The sequence below is a fragment of the Nocardia sp. NBC_01377 genome (assembly GCF_045040005.1).
Classification (GTDB): domain Bacteria; phylum Actinomycetota; class Actinomycetes; order Mycobacteriales; family Mycobacteriaceae; genus Nocardia; species Nocardia noduli.
Genome location: NZ_CP109566.1, coordinates 1,815,447 through 1,834,741, shown reverse-complemented (window position 1 = coordinate 1,834,741; position 19,295 = coordinate 1,815,447). Strand labels below are relative to the sequence as shown.

Annotated in this window: 17 protein-coding genes; 4 read left to right on the top strand and 13 right to left on the bottom strand. The window is 67.6% G+C overall.

Features of this window, described 5'->3' with window-relative positions; all coding sequences use genetic code 11:
• Positions 1 to 61: 61 nt before the first annotated feature.
• Positions 62 to 1,036, bottom strand: a complete 975-nt coding sequence (locus OG225_RS08195) for an ATP-binding protein (protein WP_405181119.1) — start codon at positions 1,034 to 1,036, stop codon at positions 62 to 64.
• A gap of 129 nt (positions 1,037 to 1,165) precedes the next feature.
• Here OG225_RS08195 and OG225_RS08190 point away from each other — a divergent pair, with 129 nt between their 5' ends.
• Entirely contained in the window at positions 1,166 to 2,413 is a 1,248-nt protein-coding gene (locus OG225_RS08190; RefSeq protein ID WP_405181118.1) for a hypothetical protein, read from the top strand.
• A gap of 150 nt (positions 2,414 to 2,563) precedes the next feature.
• Here OG225_RS08190 and OG225_RS08185 read toward each other — a convergent pair whose 3' ends face one another.
• The 7 genes from OG225_RS08185 to OG225_RS08155 form a co-directional block, all read right to left on the bottom strand.
• Positions 2,564 to 3,697: a S8 family serine peptidase gene (locus OG225_RS08185; protein WP_405181117.1), complete on the bottom strand. Its 1,134-nt coding sequence runs from the start codon at positions 3,695 to 3,697 to the stop codon at positions 2,564 to 2,566.
• Between the two features lie 29 nt (positions 3,698 to 3,726).
• Positions 3,727 to 3,981, bottom strand: a complete 255-nt coding sequence (locus OG225_RS08180; protein ID WP_405181116.1) for a carboxypeptidase-like regulatory domain-containing protein — start codon at positions 3,979 to 3,981, stop codon at positions 3,727 to 3,729.
• A complete protein-coding gene (locus tag OG225_RS08175; protein WP_405181115.1) occupies positions 3,978 to 4,910 on the bottom strand; it encodes a trypsin-like serine peptidase in 933 nt (310 codons plus the stop codon). The genes OG225_RS08180 and OG225_RS08175 overlap by 4 nt, the downstream gene beginning before the upstream one ends.
• Positions 4,911 to 5,038: 128 nt before the next feature.
• Positions 5,039 to 7,009 carry a trypsin-like serine peptidase gene (locus OG225_RS08170; RefSeq protein WP_405181114.1) on the bottom strand — a complete coding sequence of 657 codons (1,971 nt, stop codon included), beginning with the start codon at positions 7,007 to 7,009 and terminating at the stop codon, positions 5,039 to 5,041.
• A gap of 126 nt (positions 7,010 to 7,135) precedes the next feature.
• Positions 7,136 to 9,736 (bottom strand): LuxR C-terminal-related transcriptional regulator, encoded by a 2,601-nt coding sequence (locus OG225_RS08165; protein WP_405181113.1) that lies wholly within the window; start codon positions 9,734 to 9,736, stop codon positions 7,136 to 7,138.
• A 125-nt stretch (positions 9,737 to 9,861) separates the two neighbouring features.
• A complete protein-coding gene (locus OG225_RS08160) occupies positions 9,862 to 10,986 on the bottom strand; it encodes a catalase family protein (protein WP_405181112.1) in 1,125 nt (374 codons plus the stop codon).
• A 17-nt stretch (positions 10,987 to 11,003) separates the two neighbouring features.
• Positions 11,004 to 12,908, bottom strand: a complete 1,905-nt coding sequence (locus OG225_RS08155; protein ID WP_405181111.1) for a peroxidase family protein — start codon at positions 12,906 to 12,908, stop codon at positions 11,004 to 11,006.
• A 338-nt stretch (positions 12,909 to 13,246) separates the two neighbouring features.
• On the opposite strand from OG225_RS08155, the gene OG225_RS08150 reads away from it, so the two are divergent.
• Complete coding sequence (locus OG225_RS08150) at positions 13,247 to 13,987, top strand: hypothetical protein (RefSeq protein WP_405181110.1); 741 nt, start codon at positions 13,247 to 13,249, stop codon at positions 13,985 to 13,987.
• A gap of 180 nt (positions 13,988 to 14,167) precedes the next feature.
• Here OG225_RS08150 and OG225_RS08145 read toward each other — a convergent pair whose 3' ends face one another.
• Together OG225_RS08145 and OG225_RS08140 are read right to left on the bottom strand one after the other, a co-directional pair.
• Entirely contained in the window at positions 14,168 to 14,803 is a 636-nt protein-coding gene (locus tag OG225_RS08145) for a flavin reductase family protein (protein ID WP_405181109.1), read from the bottom strand.
• A 578-nt stretch (positions 14,804 to 15,381) separates the two neighbouring features.
• On the bottom strand, positions 15,382 to 15,951 hold the full coding sequence (locus OG225_RS08140) for a hypothetical protein (RefSeq protein WP_405181108.1): 570 nt from the start codon (positions 15,949 to 15,951) through the stop codon (positions 15,382 to 15,384).
• 23 nt (positions 15,952 to 15,974) lie between these two features.
• On the opposite strand from OG225_RS08140, the gene OG225_RS08135 reads away from it, so the two are divergent.
• Complete coding sequence (locus OG225_RS08135) at positions 15,975 to 16,580, top strand: response regulator (protein ID WP_405181107.1); 606 nt, start codon at positions 15,975 to 15,977, stop codon at positions 16,578 to 16,580.
• Positions 16,581 to 16,597: 17 nt separating this feature from the next.
• Here the strand turns inward: OG225_RS08135 and OG225_RS08130 are convergent, their stop codons facing one another.
• Positions 16,598 to 17,311 carry a hypothetical protein gene (locus OG225_RS08130; RefSeq protein WP_405181106.1) on the bottom strand — a complete coding sequence of 238 codons (714 nt, stop codon included), beginning with the start codon at positions 17,309 to 17,311 and terminating at the stop codon, positions 16,598 to 16,600.
• Positions 17,312 to 17,539: 228 nt separating this feature from the next.
• Here OG225_RS08130 and OG225_RS08125 point away from each other — a divergent pair, with 228 nt between their 5' ends.
• Entirely contained in the window at positions 17,540 to 18,223 is a 684-nt protein-coding gene (locus OG225_RS08125) for a hypothetical protein (RefSeq protein ID WP_405181105.1), read from the top strand.
• Positions 18,224 to 18,520: 297 nt separating this feature from the next.
• Here the strand turns inward: OG225_RS08125 and OG225_RS08120 are convergent, their stop codons facing one another.
• Together OG225_RS08120 and OG225_RS08115 are read right to left on the bottom strand one after the other, a co-directional pair.
• Positions 18,521 to 18,856, bottom strand: coding sequence for a hypothetical protein (locus OG225_RS08120; RefSeq protein WP_405181104.1), 336 nt, complete (start codon positions 18,854 to 18,856; stop codon positions 18,521 to 18,523).
• Entirely contained in the window at positions 18,844 to 18,972 is a 129-nt protein-coding gene (locus OG225_RS08115) for a hypothetical protein (protein ID WP_405181103.1), read from the bottom strand. Before OG225_RS08115 ends, OG225_RS08120 begins: the two co-directional genes overlap by 13 nt.
• Between the last annotated feature and the right edge of the window lie 323 nt (positions 18,973 to 19,295).

Genomic DNA, 19,295 nt, shown 5'->3' with positions numbered 1-19,295 from the left:
TCGGGTATCGGCGCGGAATGTCCAGCGACGCCGGTCATGTTCGGCAGCACCACCGGCACGGTCAGCGCGGAGCGGCGACCTCGAGACCAGACCCGAGGTCGAGGTCCGGCCGCGGCACGAAGTCGGGGTCGACCTGGTCGATCAACTCGACACCCGCCCACGCTTCGGCGTTGCGGATATGGAACTCGACCGCGTGCCGCTGATACGCCGCCCAGTCGCGCGTGATGGCGTCGACGGCCGAGCGGATCGTCGCGAGAGCGCGGCGGTTACCTGGTTCGAGTTCGGTGACCGGACGGACCTCGCCGCGTTCGGCGGCACGCACGTGCGTCGAGCGATCCAGCCAGCACAGCAGGTTCTCACCGACGTGTTCACGAAGGAACGCCAGATCGTCCTCGTCGCAGATCTTGTTGCCGACCACCGCGATATCGATGCCGAAATCCGCGGCGTAGTCGCGATATTGGCGATAGACACCGACGCTGCGCACCGTCGGTTCGCAGACCAGCGCGGTCAGGTCGAAACGCGTGAACAGCCCGGAGGCGAACGAGTCCGCGCCCGCCGTCATGTCGACGACCACGTACTCCCCGGCTCGGTCGATCATGTGATTGAGCAGCAGTTCGGCCGCGCCGACCTTCGAGTGATAGCAGGACACACCCAGATCGTCCTCGGCGAAGGGACCGGTCACCATGAGCCTGGCTCCCCCGACCTCGCGCACGCAGGCGCGGTAGATCGGATTGTCCTCCACGACGCCGATCAACCGGGAACCCGCGCCCGCCGGGGTGGTCTTGATCATCGCCTCCGCCGAGGCGATGCGCGGATTGTCGCCCCGCAGATACTCTTTGATCAGGGGCATTTGCTCCCCCAGGGTCGGCAGTGTCAGCGACTCCTCTTCCTCGGCCCCGAGGGCCGCGGCCAAGTGCTGATTGATATCGGCGTCGATTGCCAGGACGGGCGATCCCTGCTCGACCAGATGGCGAATGAACAGCGAGGACAGCGTCGTCTTACCGCTACCCCCCTTGCCGACGAAAGCGATTTTCATCGCCGCACACTCCTCTCCGAGGTTAATAACGAAATTCATGTTCAACACGGACGGTGGTCAATCTATCGCGCATACCGCCGTCGCGACCCGAACACGGCTCGCGTGTCGAGGAATCCCTAGGGTCGACAGGTGATCTCCTTGCGAACCGCCTCGAGAGCGATGTACATCGCCGCCGCGGCGCTGCTCACACTGCTGCTCCTCATCCCGCAGGTTCGGATGTACCGGGACGATCTGCCGCGCACCGATGTGGTCGCCCAGTTGCGCTTCATCCGTGCGGAACTGGATTCCGGCTCGGCCGAGCAGATGCAGGGCATGTTCCCCGAGGGGTACGTCTTCTCCTACGTCCTCTACGGATTGACGTGGACCGATATCGCGCGCGGCGACCCGACCTATCGGGACGAGGCGCTGCGGGAAGCGCGCTGGGCGCTGCGACATGTCGACTCTCCCACCGGGCGAGCGGTTTTCGACGCGCGGCTACGCCCGGCGTACGGCGTCTTCTACGTCGGATGGTCCAGTCGGTTGCGCGGAGCCGTCGTCGAACTCGCCGGTGCGGACGCACCGGAGACCGCGCGCTTCACCGCGGACTGCGAGGCGCTCGCGGCGGCATTCGACACCGACGGGCCGTTCCTCACGGCCTATCCGGGCCAAGCCTGGCCGGTCGACAATGTCGTCGCGATGGCCGCGCTGCGGTTGCACGATCGAATCGTCGGATCACGTTTCGACGCGGTCATCGCCCGATGGCTCACCTCCGCGCGCGCCCGACTCGACCCGGCGACGGGTCTGCTGCCGCATATGGCAGCACCCACGCCGGAGGGTGCGCGCGGCTCGTCGCAGTCGATCATCCAGCGGTTCCTGCCCGAGATCGACGCGGCGTGGGCGGCACAGCAGTACAGCCTATTCCGCCGACTGTTCGTCGACACCCCACTCGGCCTGCCGGGAGTGCGGGAGTACCCGCGTGGCCGCGACGGCGCGGGCGACGTGGACTCCGGACCACTGCTCCTCGGCATCAGCGCCTCGGCCACGGTGGTCGGCATCGGCGCGGCCAGGGCGAACGGCGACCGATCCCTGTCCGGTCCACTCACCGGCCTCGGCGAAAGCCTCGGCATGCCGGTCACCCTCGGGGACTCGAAACGCTACGCGTTCGGCGTCCTGCCCATCGGCGACAGCTTCCTCGCCTGGTCCTTCGCCGCGCCGTCGGCCGACTCGACGACCACGTTCTCCACGGTGACCCCATGGTGGTGGCGACTCCCCTGGCACGCGCTCACGCTGATGGTGGTCGCGCTGCTCTGGTTCCCCGTGATCCGAGGTCTGCTCCGACGGGCGCGGGCGAAACGGCGACCGGCTACCGGGGTTTCGCCCCCTGCACCGATGCCGTAGGCCCCACCGACCAGGTTCGCGGCCGGACTGGCCACCCGAATGCGCCACGAGGTGCGTGCCTGTCCGGTGCGGTGGAATCCGTCGGCGGCGGGACCGTCATGGTGACCGATTCCGCCACCGCTGAGGGGTCGCGCCGATCGCCCCCGGGGGCTATTTCGTCGCGGCGGCGGCCACCACTCCACCGACCTCCGCACCGATATCCCGAGCGCAGGCGTCCAACGCGCCCACCGCGCTGATCCGGGGAAAGTCCAATCCGGTGTTGCGGACATTGTCGCGTTCGTCGTCGCCGTCGTTGATCGACACCGCGCCAGCCAGCAGCCAGCGGCGCACATCCGCCGCACTCGGCGGTGTCCCGGTGACCTTCAGATGCAGATCCTGGAGCAGCAGCACGACGCCCGCGACGACCGGTGTGGCCTGGCTGGTGCCGTGTTGGACGGATTCGCCGGTGTCACCGGCGATTCCCGACGACGTGGTCGGTGCGCCGGGGGCGAAGATATCGGTGGCGCACGCACCGCCGACGCTCTCGTGCAGTCGCTGCGAGAACGGCGTGATCCGGTCCGGGCCGCTTTCGGTGACCCGCGCGCCGGACTCGTAGGAGAACGGCCCGACGTCGGAGTCGTATACCGCTCCGACGCTGAGGGTCTCGCGGAAGATCGCCGGATAGCTCATTCCCTGGGCGCTGTCGTGGGCGAAGAAGTCGTTGCCCGCCGCGACGCAGCAGACCACTCCGGCCGCGGTGAGGTCCGCCATCGCGCCGCCGATGGCGTCACCGGCCAGATCGGTGTCGGTGGTCCTGTTGTCGGAGGCTCCCAACGACATGCACACCGCGGTGATGCCGAGCGCGGCCCGCTGGTCGAATACCCACCGCAGGGCGTCGAGGATGGCGGTGAACGATCCACTGCCCGCATCGTCGAGCACTTTGACCGCGACGATGCCCGCTTCGGGTGCCATACCGATGTGCAGGTCTCCCGCGCAGATGATGCCACCGACGTTGGTGCCGTGGCCTTGGCCGTCGGTGGCGTCGTCGGGGTCGCCGCCGTTGTCGGCGGTGAAATTGCGGCTCGCGCGAACCCGGCCCGCGAAATCGCGGTGGGTCGTGCGCAGTCCGGTGTCGAGCACGGCGACCGTGGTGCGCCGCCCGGCCACGCCGAAGGCGCGCCTGGCTTCGGTCGCCCGGATCAGCGCGTCGACCTGGATCAGTTCGGCATTACTCGTTTCGCGTTGCAGTGGCGCCTCGACCGGACTCACCCGTTCGTGCGCCAGCACGTCGTTGGTTCTGTTCACTGTCGTAATCCTTTGCTGAGTAGGGGATTTCATTCGACTCGCACGCGCAGGAAGCGGTCATCGACGCCGAGGACGAATTCGACGTGGCGCGGGTCGTAGCCGGGGGCGTTGACCCCGATCCGGTATCGGCCGGGCCCGACCCCGGCGAGGACGAATCCGCCGTCCTCGCCGGTCATCGCGGCCACATCCGGAACGGGCGCGGGCGCGGACTCGAGGTAGACCGACGCGAACGCGACCGGTCCGACCGGCGAGTCGACCACGCCCCGGATGAGGGCGGGAGTCATGCCCGCCAGGCGAGCAGGTTGTTGAACACCGACGTGTCGATCCGGGTTCCCGAGTTGGCGGTCGAGCCTCCGTAGGCGTGGACCGCGAACGCCATCCGCTGCCCGTCGACGAGGCGATACGCCGCGCTGCCGCTCTGGCCGCCGATCGTATCGGTTTCGTAGAAGACCTTCTGCGCGTTGACCGCCGTCACCCGGGCACCGTGGTACCACTGGGTGCCCGCGGGCTTGTCCGCCGGGTATCCGGCGATATTGGCCGTGGTGGCCAGCAGGGTCGCGTCGTTGTACCTGCCGAAACCGAGCCATCCCGTCGTATTGCCGAGGTCGGTCGGTAGCACGATGGCGCCGTAGTCGAAGTTCTGATCCCCGTTCACGGTCCAGCCGGTCACCGAGCGGAACGCGCCGCCCGAGGCGATGACCGAGCCGAACGGCTGCTGTGCGCCGTTGCGTCCCGGGATCACCTGGATCGATCGCACCCAGCCGTCACGGCCGGGGACGCCGCTGTTCTTGATGAAAACCACGTGCCCGGCGGTGCCGAGAGTGTGCGGGCCGAGGAACCAGCCGGTGCCGACCCAGCGTGAGCCGTCCGCCGCGGTGATCAGCAGCGAGGCGTGGACGCGCCACGGGTAGTCGGCGGTGGCCGTCACCTGCACGCGGTCGTCGATGCCGATGATGCTCTCCTCGACCGGCACCTCGGGCGCGCGGTAGGAGGCCCAGGCGATGTCGGATAGTCCGGAAAGCTCTGCGACATCGGCGGATTCGGCTTCGGCACGGCCGCCGGACAGGACATACCCCTCGATATCCTCGATATCGCCCGCGGCCGAGGCGATGCCGGGGCCGGTCCCGGTGCCCGGCGATTGTTCGATTGCCTCGACGAGCGGTCCGGCGCTCGAAACCGGGGTGTGCCCTTGTAATTTCACATCGTTGTTCATGAGATTTCCTGTCGTCCGACACGGAGGCGATCGGTTCGCCGTGCGCGATGGCGCTACGAGGACTCTTACGCGACCGGCCGTCCGGAACGCGGGTAAGGCACTACTCGAAATCGGCGCCGGATGTTCCTTCAGGCGGACAGTTTTCCTCCGATGACCGCTGCCACCTCCGGATGCGCGAGATATTCGTCGATATCGTGCGCGCGCTCCTCGGGGTTCTCGACGGGCAGGTCCCGGAGACCGGGTCCCCAGGTCGGGCGCAACGGGCAGCCGATGGCGACGGGATCACCTGCGTACCAGGTATTGAGCCACTCCCCCACGCGCTCGGGCCTGTTCGGGCCGCCGATGAGGAGTTTGCGATGGACCGCGTCCATGCCGAGCGGGCTGCCCGCGGTGACCAGCAGACTCACCTCCACCTCGCGCGGCAGCTGGGTGAGCAGATCCAAGGCGACCACGGTGCCGAGACTGTGGCTGACGAGGATGAGTTCGCCCCGGGTCGGCACCTCGGTGAGCACGGTGTCCAACACGCTCTTCCTGACCTGCTCGTCGTCGAGATAGGCCGCGACATCCTTGAAGAGAGCCCCGATCAGCACGGAGTCGAGGCGGCTGCGCGCGGCGATCCAGCCGAGCTGATCGCGGACCCGGCCGAGCACGACGGTGCCGAAACCTTCCTCAGCGACGGGCACGGCGGCGGTGCTCGGCATGCCCGCGCGGTGCGCCGCCTCCTCGACCAGGCTCTCGTAGAGCTCGGACCCGGTGTCGACGATCGATTCGGACGCGCTCATGCTCGCGATGAGTTGGTCACCGTAGTAGGGGAAATACACGTCGGCGGGATCGACCGGGCTCAGCTCCGCCAGTGTCAGTCCCTTGTTCAACCCGGCGGCCCAGGTGCGCCGCAGATCGGCCGGAACGCGCTTCTCCTGCCCTCGACCGTGCAGGAACATCACACTGCGCCGGCCGCCGAACGCGCTCGGCCTGCCAGGCGCACCGCGCACGGCGCTCTCGGTGATCGAAAGATGTGGCAGTGCCGTGGATTCGGGTCCGGCCGCGGCGGATTCGGACGACAGTTTCGCGGTGGGTCCGAGTTCGTCGAGCAGTTTCCGCTGCGCGGGATCGAACCGCCTGGATCCCAGGTCGCGGAGCAGCACGCTCACCCGGACGCCTTCGTTGGCGACCCAGTCGATGGTGTCGTCACCGTCGCCGGGTTGCCATTGCTTGCCATCCTTGCGCAGCAACCGACCGTTGTCGTCCTTCTTCGGAACGCCCGAGTGGTGCAGCGCGACGATCTCCCATTGATCGTTGAAAACTGGCGAGCCCGAATTTCCCGGCTCGGTGTCGGAGGTGTAATGCAGGAAATCGTCGAGTTGCAGATCGAGCCGGTTGTCTCGAATCGAGATCTCCTTGAGCCTGCCCATCGGATGACCGATGACATTCATCGCCTCGCCGATCACGATCTTGCCCGAGTCGGCGATCAACGGATTCCAGCCGAACACCGTCCCGGGGGCGTCGCCGTCCGGTCCCGAGGCGACACGTACCAGCGTGTAGTCGAGATGTTCGGAGGTGACAAAGAAATCGTCGGGTGCGAGCCGATGGCGCACCGTCGTGTTCGGCACGTTGTCGAGGCCCGCTTCGGCCGAGAATTCGACCACGACCGACTCGGCGTCCGCGGGCGTGGGCAGGACGTGGTTGTTGGTGAGCAACAGTTGCGGTGACACCATCGACCCGGTGCCCATCGGTATCTCGCGGCCTTTGTCGACCAGCGAGATCCGCGCGACGGCGGCGGCTGCGCGGCTGCCTCGGGCCAGGAAGTTGACGGCCTGGAGTTCGTTGGCGAAGCCGATCACGCGTTCCAGCGAGCGAATACTGCCGGCCGGATCCTGCCCGCCCAGTTCGATCACGGCCCGCGCGGGTACTTCACCGCTGACGAGGAGGCGATCGGCGCGGGCGATGATCTGTTCGTTGCTGTCGACGACATCGGAATCGGTCGCCCGACGTTGACGGGCCACTTCGTCGCGACGCTCGGCACTGTCGGCGAATCGTCGGGCTGCGGCGTTCACCTGGTCACACCGCGCGGTCGTCCGTATTTCGCTGTCGATTTCCATGAGGTCACCTCGCCGGAGAATTGTGGATGGTGTTCTCAGCGTGGTCGCGTTTCCTGCGCGGGTCGCGAGTAACGGACCACTCGAATTCCGTCGACCGAAGTCGCGCGTTCGCCGGCGCGAAACGGATCACCGGGTGAGGTCGCCCCAGATCAACGCGGCGAGCTGGTCGCGATCGGCGGCGTCGAGTTTGGTGCAGGCCCGGTAGATATGTCCTTCGACGGTGCGGACCGAGACGCACAGCCGCTCGGCGATCTCGCGGTTGGACAGTCCGCGCGCGATGAGGGCGGTGATCTCCCGTTCGCGGTCGGTGATCGGCAGCGGGTGGGCGGCGGCCTGGATGGCGGGTGTGGTCGCGCCGTCGCACCGGGCGGCGTGGTCGAGCGCGCGGGCGGCGGCCTGGGCGCTGAGTCGGCGCCTGCCCGCGTGGTCGTGGATCGGCACGGCCTGCGCCGCGGCGTCGGCGGCCGACAGCAGTAGTCCGATGTTCTCGAACTCGACGCTGACCGCCGCGAGCGCCTGGGTGTCGGAACGTTCGAAAGCGGCGGCGTGCCGGGCATAGATCGCCACCACCGGCCCCTGCGCGCGACCGACGAGTGCGGCCAGCCGTCGGGCCACCGTTCGGTCGCCGAATCGGGTGGCGTGGTGCAGCGCCTCGGCTTCCAACGCGTACTGCCCTGAGCTGTGGGCGATATCGGCGGCTTTGCGGGCGAGTTCGACCGCGCAGTGCTGACTTCCGGAACTCGCCGCGAGCCAGGCACGCGCGATCATGCGTTGCGGTTCGTGCAGGGCCAGCTGCGGTCCGGTGTGTTCGTCGGCCTCGGCCAGGACACGTTCGCCCTCGACGGCGTCGCCGAGGGCGGCGTAGGCGCGGACGAGAAGCAACTGCGCGGGCAGCTTCCAGGGCAGCGCGGATTCGGCGTTCAGCGCGGCGAGCGCCTGTTCGAACGAGGTGATCGCCTCGCGGAATCGGCCCCGGTAGGTGGCGACCGCACTGCACCCGATCTTGGCGATCGCCCAGCCCAGAAACTGTGCGCAGGAGGAGAATTCACTGTATTCGGCGGCCCGCTGCTCGGCGAGGTCGAGGTCGCCGACGAGGGTCAGTGCCATCACGTCGCCGTAGCGGACCATATCCCGGATCATGCCGTCGGTGGTCTTCTGCTGGGTCCGGCTCCTGGCCGCGATCGGCGCGAAATCGCCGCCGCGCCCGGCGATCGGCATCGACAGACCGAGGGCGAACGCGGCCCAGTCGATCGCCTGTTTCGGGGGACTCGGCTCGGCCAGTACACGTTCGGCGGCTTCGATCCCTGCGGTGATCTTGTTCTCGTGGACCGCGACGGCCGCGTTCGCCGCGGCGATGACCAGACGCAGCGCGGGATGCTCGACGCGATCGCCGAGCAGGGCCATGATCTCGTGGCCGCGTGCGACATCGCCCATACTCCAGAACAGCAGGCTCGCCCGGGGAATACCCCACTGGACGAGTTCCAGTTGATCGAGGCGGTCGGGGTCGAAATCGGCCAGGATGTCGTCGGCTTCCTGGGGACGGCCCTGCCAGAGCACGGCGCGGCAGAGCACTTCGGCCGCGGACAGCCCACCGCCGCGCTCGAACGCGGCCCGCGCCAGGCGTTCGCCCAGAGGCAGATTCGACAGGGCGACAGCGTCTTTGGCGGCGGTGATCAACAGGTCGTTGTCGATGGCCTGGCCGCTGTCCACGCACAATTGAGCGAGTCTGATGCGGTGCGAGGCGGTGCTCAGATCCTGGTCGCGCAGCATCTCCACGATCCGGCCGCGCCGCTTGCGGGCCGCCGCGGTGCCGATCCGGCGGCGCACCACGTCACCGAGCAGTGGATGACTGAAGCAGGCGCTGACGGAGCGGCCGTCGCTGCTGGTGCGAATCAGGCCGGAGATCTCGGCGGCATCCACCGCGTCCTCGCCGACGAGATCGGCGAGGACGTCGATGTCGAGCGGCTCGTAGAGGGCCAGCATCTTCAATGTGTCCATGACCGGTTCGCCGAACCGGGCCAGCCTGCACTCGAGCAGCGAGACCAGTCCCGAAGGCACCGCGGTCGGGCCGCGTAGTTGCCACACCCCGTCGACTTCGGTCAGGGTGCCCGCCTCGACGGCGCCCTCGACCATATTCCGCAGGAACAGGGGGTTCCCGACCGACGACTCCCACATGACGTCGGCGCTGAGCCCTTCCAGCGTGCCGTCCAGGACCGTTTCGACGAGCGCGACGCACTGCTGTTTGGTCAACGGTCGCAGTTCGACGCGTTCGAGATAGCCGTCCTTCCACAGGCAGGTGACCGCGTCGGGGACCGGTTCGCCGGTGCGGACCGTGGCCACGATGGGGGCGGCGCGGTCGACGGCGATCTGGTGCAGCAGCGTCGCGGAGAGTTTGTCGAGCAGATACGCGTCATCGACACCGATCACGGTGCGGGGTTCGGCGAGCAGGTTCTCCCTGGCCGAGCCGAGGAGCGCGATGGGATCGCGGGAGGCGGTCGGAGCGATCCACGGGGCGAATACGCCGAGCGGAATCGCCTGGGACGACTCGGTACAGGCCACCCACCGCACCGGAGCGTCCAAGGTCGAGGTCACGAGTTTGGACAGGGTGGTCTTGCCGATCCCGGCGGCGCCGACGAGTACGGCACCGCCGCCCTCGCTGTTCGTCAACGCGGTGCGAACGGCTCGGTATTCGGCGGGGCGATCAAGGAGCTGCCAGCGGTCCCCCATGAGTAGTAATTCTAGTTCCCGCGCGCCCACTCCGGGATGGGTTTTCGCAGGTAAACGCCCTACGGCGGCGTCTGCCCCAACCACCGCCGCCGGGGACGGCGTCGGGGGCAGGAGCGGCGCGGTGGTCATCGGGGAAGTCGGTCGGCGGTGGGTTCGACGCGGGGGGCGTTGTTGACGTGGTGACGGTAGTTGCTCGACGCCTCGTAGACGCGTTTCTTGAGTCGGTTGATCGATCCCAGCGGCCGGTGGGATTCCAGCCCGCGCCAGGAATTGAAGGACAGCACGTCGTCGCCGAAAGCTCGCCGCTCGGGCGTGTAGGGGTCCTGGCGGCCGAAGCGGATGGTCGCCACCGGGCGGTGCGGTGAACCGGCTTCCGGCCACGCGACGGTGGCGTCCTCGATCGGCATCGTCTCGGGATCGGTGCACAACTGCACGCGCAACTCGTATTCGGCGCTGTGCTCGGCGAAGAAGTCGACTATCATGTCCTGGTGGGCATTGATGCCCGCGTCGTGGCCGACCGGTGTGCCCGCGAGCGCGCTCACCTCCGGTGAGACCGGGGTGTAGAGGATTTTCGCGACGTGGTCGCCGTAGCGCAGGGGCGCCGAGGAGTAGAAGGTCTCGCCCAGGATGTGGGTGTTGGGTCGGATGAATACGCCCAGGTTGGGCGGGACCGGGCGTCCGATGCGTCGCAGCACGTGCGCGTCGAGCGCGGACAGGACGGTGCTGCCCGTTTGCAGGACGGCGTCGGGCAGCCGGGCCAGCACCCACGCGGTCGGCATTCCCCGGGTGAGGTAGGCGTGGGCGTCGGCGAAGAGGAATTCACGGTGGGTGACCATGATGAAGTCCTGGGTGCTCGCGCTGTCGTCGGGCAGTATGCGCGGGCCGTCCACGCCGATGACCTTGATTCCCAGCCCCCGCACGCCGCGCAGCTGATCGCTGCGGATCACACCCGAGGTACTGGACAGCCTGGCGACGACCGGATAGGTGGCGGGGGCGGCGAACAGCCCCTGGGCGAGTTCGGACGACAGGTTCGCGTGGACGGTGAGTTCGCCGCGCAGGATGCCGTGACTTTTCGCGTGCGCGTCACGCAGGCCGTGTTTGTATGTGCGGTAGGCCTTTTCGAGATTCGATCGCAGTACCGTGATGATCTTGTCGATATCGTCTTCTTCGTCGGGACGTGGGTGTTCGAGGTCGTCGCGGTAGCGCAGGTAGGCCTGCTCGGTCGTGTGCGGTGCAACGAGATCGGTCATCGTGGTCGCTTCCTTTCCTACTCCCGCCGAGAGGCGGTGCTGTGTCGCGGAGCTGTGCTGTGTCGCGAGGCTGTGCCGTGTCGGGGAGCGACGCTCCGCCACGGAGCGAACGGGTTGGCGACGCCCGCGAGAGCGGGCGCCAAGGTGGGGAAATGACGCAGCAGCACGCTGCGCATGGAGTTGTCACGGACCCAGGCCATACCGGCCTCGGTGTAAACCTCGGGACGGAAGTCGGTGGTGAAGAACCGGTCGGCCGACAGTCGGCGCGACGCCATGAGCACGAACACCCGGAACGCGGTATCGCTGAAACCGAATCCGGGCGGTTTGGGTTCGGCGTAGAGCCCGACCATGAGATCGACGTCCTCCACGTCGCGGTAGACCTGCGCGAGTTCGCGCGCCCACACCGGGTTGTCGGTCAACTTCTCGAAGGAGGCGGCCGGTGCCAGGCGCATCTGTCGGCGGAACTCGTTGTAGCGCGGCACTCCTCGTTCCCGCACGCGCAGGATGTCGACGGTCGCCAGATCCATCACCGGATGGCCGGGGCGTTCGAGTTTCTGGAGATGGATCGGATAGTTGTGCAGGGTCAGCGCGCCGGGATTGGCGCGACCGAACGAATAGAGCAGGGCGTCCATCGAGGTCTCGGCCAGGCGTTCCCGGATGTGAGCGATCCCCAGATCGGGCAGGGTGTGCTCGGCGACGACACTGTCGTCGGCGAGACTGCGGACCACGAAATCGTCGGGGATGAGCGGATGCATCCGGTACACGGCGACGAATTCCTCGGTCAGCGAATACGGAACGCCGTGGTCCTCGACAGTGGACCCGGGTATGCCGCACAGGACTTCGTTGCCGCTGATCCGCCCGAACCGGCGCGCGATCCGCTCCCCCAGCACACCGAACCAGTTGGCGCGCATGGCGGCGACGGTGGTGGGATGGGCGATGATCGCGGGCGTCCAGTCGATGGTGTGGATCTTGGCGAGCAATGCCGAATTCACCAGGCGGGCGGTGTCGTAGAGCCGGTCGTCGTCCATATCCGGGTAGCGGCGGGCGAGCCGCTCGCAGATCGCGTTGTGCTCGCGCATGAACAACGAATGCAGCAGCGCGAGACCGACCCAGGCGTTGGCCGCCGTACTGGACAGATCCATCAGGCCCTCGACATCCAGCGGCGGCAGCCCCAGCTCGTCGACCTCGAGTCGGCCCCGCTTTCCCGTCCGCAGCGCCTCGGCGAATTTCGGTGTGCTGCCGTAGATCTGGGAGGCGTCCCACCAGTGGGATTCGCGCGTCGCATAGGTCGGTGGGCCGCCCGGCTCGGGGCTGGACAGGGTGGGGGTGCGCAGGATCGTCATCGGCGGGTCCGGCCACGGATCCCGATCGGCCACCGGCACGCGCCACGGTTCGGTGTCGGTGTCCCCGTGACTGACCCAGTCGTGAACCTCGAATTGGATCCAGGCCGCCGCCAACAGATTCAAGGTCGTGGCGGGCTGGAACTGTCCACGGGTCAACAGCTCCCGACTGATCCGGCGCGGATTGGGTTCCAATATCCGGTCGGAATCCTCCGGGTAGGTGTGTTCCAGGGCGACGTTGCGCCCGAACCGGCAACCGACCGAGCCCGCGCGCGGATCGGTGAGACTGTTGTAGGTGCCGTCGATGGTTCGCGCCCGCGGGTTCGTGCTCCCGGGAGGCTCGTCCGGCGACAGCGGTCCGTCCGGATGCGGTCCGGTGTCGAAGAGATTGTCCGCGCGCAGTCGGCTGCGCAGACCGACGAGGACGGCCAAACCCGCCGGGGTCGGCAGTCGGAACCAGCCGATCCCGCGATCGATCGCCTCGGCGGCGGCGACCAGCACGCGGGCGACGGGCGACGGGCGGCGTGGTGGTGGCCGCGGGGTGGTCACGCGCGGCGGATGCGTCGATTCTGTGCTGACCATGAAGGACCTCCGGGTGGCTGGCACGGGCTCTGACGTGCCCGAAATCGAATCGGCTCCCAGTCTTCGACGTGGTGCCGTGCCCGTCACGAGTAGTCGGCTACTCCACACCCCGATCGTCGCGGCGGAGTCGTGGACTGCTCGAGGTCGACGCACTCCCCCGAGCCACCCGTCCGGTCCGAGCAGTCGAGCGGTCACGGCCGGTATCGCCGGGGTCGGACGATGGCGAGGAGTGCCGATCCGAGTAATCGGGTAGCGCGGTACGCGCGCCGAACCCGCCCGATCCGGACAACGCTGTCTTCGACGGCGCTGCGGGGGTGCAACGCGGGAAAGGTGCTCGGGTGATCAATCCGATCGACATCGAGGTCGACCTCGACGGTGACGTCGCGGCCGCGTTGACCCGACTGGAGACCACGGGTCGTCCCTCGATCGACCGCCGCGTCTGGTTCGCCGAACCTCGGCCCCACGGTGGTGCGACGTCGACTCTGCTGTCGAACGGGATCATCATCCGGTTGCGGAGCGGACCGAGCGACGACCTCACCGTCACGCTGTGCCCCTGCCTACCCGAGCAACTACTCGGCAGTTGGAGCGCGTCCTTCACCGACGTCGCGCTGCGATATCGCGTCGACGAGAACTGGAACGGCGAACGTCGTGAACTGTCGGCCTCCGTGGTCAGCGAGCGACCGGCCGGAGCGCTACACGACGCCACCGTGCTCGGCACCGACGTCACCACGGACCTCGCCCCCGCACAGCGCCGATTCCTGGTCAGTTGCACACCACCCGGCGTCGCGATCGACCGCCTCCTCGCCATGGGACCGATCGCGTCCACACAATGGAGCAACCTGCGCGTGGGGGATCTGGCGGTCGACGCCCAACGATGGCGGATCGCCGACCTCGATCTGCTCGAACTGTCGGTACGAGTCACTCCGGAACACGGTGAGTCGTACACCGCGTTGCGAGCCCGCGCGCTGGACCGGCAACGCGGGTTCGAGGACGCGGTCCGTCGCTTCGGTCTGCGCATCGCGACCGGTGCCCCCGGAACCGAGCGGGTGATCGCCGCCGCGCGATCGGTTCGCCGATGATCCCCGGCGGACGCCGAAACCTCCGACCAGGACCGTCGCGCCGCGTCCGACCGCGTCGGCGACCGAGTGCCTCGCCCGACACCCTGCTATCGAACCCCGACCAGCCTCGGCGAAGGCGTCAGGTTGAGTCTGCTGACGGCATCTCGCACGTCGGCGGGTCCGAGCGCATAGGCACCGCCGTCAATCCTCGCGATGGAAATGGCCCGGCCACCGGTCGTAGGGAATTCGGGTGATATCGAGGACTTCCCCGATCGTCGCCCATTCGTTGTGGCCGAGCCGGGACAGCGGACGCAGCCGTTCGATCGCGGGCAGACTGTTGCCACGCGTATCGGTCTCGAAAACATCCGAATCGATCGCGGCGTGCGATACCCGGCCGATGACCACGGTCGAATCACCGAGTTCGAGCGCGTGCTCGAGCCTGCATTCCAAGGCGACCGGCGACTGGGCGACACGCGGCGGCGCCACGGTCGCACTCGGCTCCGGGGTGAGCCCGACCTCGGCGAATTCCGACACCTCGGCCGGGAAGTTCGTCCCGGTGGCATTCACCCGCTCGAACATCGATTCGCTCGCCAGGCAGACCACGAACTCCCCGGTCTCCAGCACATTGCGCAACGAGTCCTTCTTACCTACCGAGGTGAACTGCACCATCGGCGGCTGCACGCACGAGACCGTGAAGAACGAATGCGGGGCCAGATTGTCGACACCCGCCGCCGAGCGGGTCGACACCCACGCGATCGGTCTGGGGACCACGACGCTGGTCAGGATCTTGTAGAAGCTGCCGTGTCCCAATTCGTCCGGATCGATATCCGTGCGCATGCAGATTCCTTTCCGGCTGCCGCCGAATACGAGCGTTCGGTCGCCAGCCCCATCTTCGCATCGGCTGCGGCAGGGCCGGTCCCCGCATGAGCGAGCGGTGTCATACGGCGTGCCGGGCCCGAAGCGCTCGATGTGGGCGCGTTCGACCGCAGTGCTGTACCTCCCCGTGCCGCCGGAGTTCGGATTGTCGACCGAAACCACGCTGTCGGGACCGCCCGCCCACCGCTCGGCCCCTCCGAGCCTACGAGCACCTCGATCGTTCGGTCGGCGTCGTGCACACGTGCGAGGTTGTTCAGCGCGGCCGCCGTCTGCACGACCAAGCGTCATGCCGTCGGCTACCGCACGGCCTCCGTCAGAGACTCCGATCGCCGATCATTTGCCAGCTCGAGCGCTTCCATTGAGCTCTCTTTCCCTATTATGGCGAAATCGACAGTCGTACAAGGCATCATATGGCGAGGCGACGACTCCTGTCGGGGGGAGGCGGCTACGTGCCGTCCGTTCGCTCAACCATCGAACCTGAACTCGGGAAGCTTCTCCGGTCGGCGTCGACGGACCGGACGCCGTGAATTCCGTTTCGGTCAAACCGAACGATTCCCGCTCCCATGCCGCCTGTCATATGCTCTCTTCAAATTCGCGCCAGCGGACTTCGCGACGCGCTGCGCCTGCTGCCCGCGTTCCGACGCAACGGCCTGCCGAGCAGTACTCGCGGTCCGACGGCCGACGTCTTGGCCGATTTCACGCAGCTGCCGCAATTGTTCTGGATCGCCCATCCGCTGCGTCACTCCTTGCATGTGACCGAACCCATTCTGCGCGTGCATGATTCCACGTGCCATGACCTCGTTCTCCCTGGCCGTCTCCCACGACTTCCGGTACAGCCCGGCGCGCACCACCACGGTCGCGGCGATACGATCGGCCAGGGATCGTCGGCTCGAACCGGCCAGCAATGCCGCATCAACCACCAGGACCGCGATCGCAACCAGCCACAACAGGAACGACAGCATGAACCGGCCTGCCAACAGCGCGATACAGGCACACGAATACACGCCGATATCGATTGTCGTGCCACCCAGCGCGCGCTTGGCGGCCTGCCAGCGGCCGAGGCCATCGCGATCTCCCTTGCGAGCTCGAACTCGCAGGTCGAGTATCACCCGCCCGACCAGGAAGGCCGCGCATGATCCGGCTACTGCTCGCCGACGATCAGGCGCTCGTGCGCGGCGCCCTCGCCGCGCTGCTGGGACTGGAATCGGATCTCGACGTCGTCGCCGAGGTCGGTCGAGGTGACGAAGTCCTCGACGCCGTCGCGCGCACCACGCCGGATGTGGTGCTGCTCGATGTGGAAATGCCCGGGCTGGACGGGATCACGGTCGCGGCGGCGTTGCACGAGCGATACCCCGATGTGCGCATTCTCATGGTCACGACCTTCGGCCGCCCGGGCTATCTCCGTCGCGCGATCGACGCTGGCGCGAGCGGATTCGTGGTCAAGGACACCCCCGCCAGGGAGCTCGCCGACGCGGTCCGCCGCGTTCACATGGGACTGCGCGTCGTCGATCCGGCACTGGCCACCGAGACGCTGACCGCGGGCACCTCTCCGCTCACCGCCCGCGAACGCGAAGTGCTCGCCGCGGCCGCCGACGGAGCCACCGCGGCCACCATCGCCAAACGCCTGCATCTGTCCGAAGGCACGGTCCGCAATCATCTGTCGTCCGTGATCGGCAAGACCGCCACCAGTACCCGCGCCGAAGCCGTGCGCGCGGCCGAACGCCTCGGCTGGCTGTGACGGTCCTCCCGCGGCGGTCAGCAACTGTAGGCGTAGCTGGTGCCCGCGGTGGTGGCGACACCGGTGCGGACATCGAGGACGACGATGGTCGCGGTCTCGTCGCGCTTCAGCTCGCAGCGGACCTGGGCCAGAGCGGTGTTCTCCCTGGGCAATTCCCCTTTGCCGTCGGCGGTTCTGGTGCCGAGCGGACGCACCGCGGTGCCGTTGACACCCGCGGCGTAGAACTCGACCCGACCACCTGGGGTGAGCCCCTTACCGCCGTCGAGGTAGATCCGGCCGCCGCCCGCGATCAGGTCGGAGCGAGTGGCGACCTTGCCCGCGGGGAGCTGGGTCGCGTCGGCGAGATGTGAAGCACCCTCGGAGTTCTGCGTGACCGCGCGGTCACGCCGCGACGGGTCGACACAGACGTGGTCGGTGGGCCGCGCCTCACGCCAGACGAAACCCGGCAGGCAGGTGTCGGGGCCGTAGGCGCCGCCGGTCGGGCTGCGGCGCGCCGACGCCTGACCGTTCTCGGCACGAGCGATGTCACGATCGCCCGGGCCGACACAGACCGTGTCGCCGTCGAACGCTTCACGCCAGACGAAATTCTGGGCACAGGTGTAGGGACCGTAGGCCAGAACGGGCGCGGCGGAAGCGAGGCCCGGCAGCACCAGGCTCGTGCCGAGCACCGCGGCGACGCCGAGCGTCACGGGCAGCGAACGTCGCGGACGGAGAGCGGAAATGGTGAACATCGTGGGTCCTTTTCGGGTGTGAGGTGCCGCCGCAGCGGCCGTGTCATCACTGTGCGGGCGAGGACCAACGACGTTCCAAGCACTCGCCGACACCGCAGGCAGACGGCGTCGCGGACGGCCCGATTCCCCGTCGACGCCGCGAGCGCCCCACACTGTCGGGCGATCCGGAGTACGTACGGCAACGAAGATCAAGGGAACCAACGGCCGCGAAACCCAGGAGGATTGCCCGTGCGTTTGTCCAGGTCACTGCTGACCAGTTCCGCCGTCACCATCGGATCGGTCTGCACCGCTTTCCTACTCGCCGCGCCGACGACGGCGGCCCCCGAACCGAGCGAATTCCGGATCATCACGGGAAAGACGACCCTGGCGGTGAATCCCGACCTCGGCCTGGACAGCATCGCCCGGTTCCGGGTCGTCGGCGACACCATCGAGATCGCGGACCGCGAGATCACCTCCGGCACGATCGACCTCACCGGCCAGGCCAAACTCACTCACGGCGACAAGACCGCCACCGTCTCCGACCTGTCGCTCGCCGTCGACACCGGCAAGGTCGAAGCGAAGATCAACGGCAAGCAGGTGGAACTCGGCTCGATCGACACCGGCATCCTGCATCTACGCAAGGACCCGGGCGAGAACGTAGTCCACCTCGTCATCGGCGCCCCCGGTGACAACATCCTCGAACTCGGCCGGACCGCCGTGAACAGTCTCAACACCCTCCTCGGCACCGACACGATCGGCGAGGGCGACGAACTCTTCACCGGCACCATCGATGTGAGCCTGCCCGCCGATCCACACCTCGCGCAGCAGTTGAACGCGGACGTCGATGCTCTCGTGGAGGCGAGCGTCGATGCCGATACCGCACTCGACACCCCGATCGACCTCGGCCTCGAACCGCAGAACTCACCCGAATAGGGATAGCGGCCGACGTCCGAGTCGATGAACCGGTGCCGTCTGACGGTGGGCCGAGCAGCCACGGCGGTGTGCCGATCGCCCGCACGGTGGTGACCGATCGCGCGAATCGTGAGGTCGCGCAGCGACGTTCCCGCCACGCCATCGCATAGTCCACAAGCACGTCGTCGGGGGCGGCGCCGAGGAAAGTGGTCTCCGATCCGGCGATAGCCTCCAGTTGACGGCGCAGGCTGCCGGTTCGGCGATGTGCCCGTGCGCATCCGGTCCCGACCCACCGAGCCGGGACCAGCCGCGGTTCCGCTACGAGATTTCGGAGATCCCGGAGCAGGTGACCTGTTGGGGCACCAATCCGGAGTTGCGGACCACGAAATCGGTCCGGATCGTACCGGCGCCGGTGGGTGGGTCGAAATGGATGGTGCTGCCGTTGCCGATCACGAAACCAACTGAGCCGCTTCCGGTTTCCGACCCCGACGCACCGGTGGTCAGGTTCGTCCAGTTGAGCGTGACTTCCGTTCCGTACCCACCCCAGATGCTGCCACCCGCATGGATCGTGAAATACGGGGTGCCCTTGTACTGCGCCCCGACCACCTGACCGGAGTAGGGAAAGTCGACGATATCGGGGCTCACACCCTGCACACGGTGACGATCCAGCTATCGCCCTCGGCAGCCGAGGCCGTGCCGGTACTCGACCATGCGACGGTCGTCAGCGCGGCGGCGGCCACAGCCAACCCGGCGGCCTCGAACCCGTTCACAGATTTCTTTTGCGACGACATATTCGGTACTCGCCTCTCATGGGATCGACGGACTCGGCGACACTACAGAGACCGACCCCGTGCCCCTATTTCGAAGGGCCGCAATTACTTCGGCATCCGGTGGTTGCCACCAGCACCGCGATATTCCGAGGGCCGGTGGAACCCGTCGGCCCGGAGATTCACAAACTGGATCTGCTGCGCCGAGTACGCCGCTTCATTACCGCTTCTCCGAGTTGCGATCTCCCACCGCCGTGCGCGTATCGAGCGACAAGGGTCCGTCGGTGAGCGGTCGTAGCATGAGTTATGGCTGTCGCGCCGGGGGT

Excerpts from the sequence above, each read along its gene's own strand:
- OG225_RS08195 (WP_405181119.1), bottom strand. The coding sequence starts at position 1,036 with ATGAAAATCGCTTTCGTCGGCAAGGGGGGTAGCGGTAAGACGACGCTG.
- OG225_RS08180 (WP_405181116.1), bottom strand. The coding sequence starts at position 3,981 with ATGACTCCCGCCCTCATCCGGGGCGTGGTCGACTCGCCGGTCGGACCG.
- OG225_RS08175 (WP_405181115.1), bottom strand. The coding sequence starts at position 4,910 with ATGAACAACGATGTGAAATTACAAGGGCACACCCCGGTTTCGAGCGCC.
- OG225_RS08170 (WP_405181114.1), bottom strand. The coding sequence starts at position 7,009 with ATGGAAATCGACAGCGAAATACGGACGACCGCGCGGTGTGACCAGGTG.
- OG225_RS08165 (WP_405181113.1), bottom strand. The coding sequence starts at position 9,736 with ATGGGGGACCGCTGGCAGCTCCTTGATCGCCCCGCCGAATACCGAGCC.
- OG225_RS08160 (WP_405181112.1), bottom strand. The coding sequence starts at position 10,986 with ATGACCGATCTCGTTGCACCGCACACGACCGAGCAGGCCTACCTGCGC.
- OG225_RS08155 (WP_405181111.1), bottom strand. The coding sequence starts at position 12,908 with ATGGTCAGCACAGAATCGACGCATCCGCCGCGCGTGACCACCCCGCGG.
- OG225_RS08145 (WP_405181109.1), bottom strand. The coding sequence starts at position 14,803 with ATGCGCACGGATATCGATCCGGACGAATTGGGACACGGCAGCTTCTAC.
- OG225_RS08135 (WP_405181107.1), top strand. The coding sequence starts at position 15,975 with ATGATCCGGCTACTGCTCGCCGACGATCAGGCGCTCGTGCGCGGCGCC.
- OG225_RS08130 (WP_405181106.1), bottom strand. The coding sequence starts at position 17,311 with ATGTTCACCATTTCCGCTCTCCGTCCGCGACGTTCGCTGCCCGTGACG.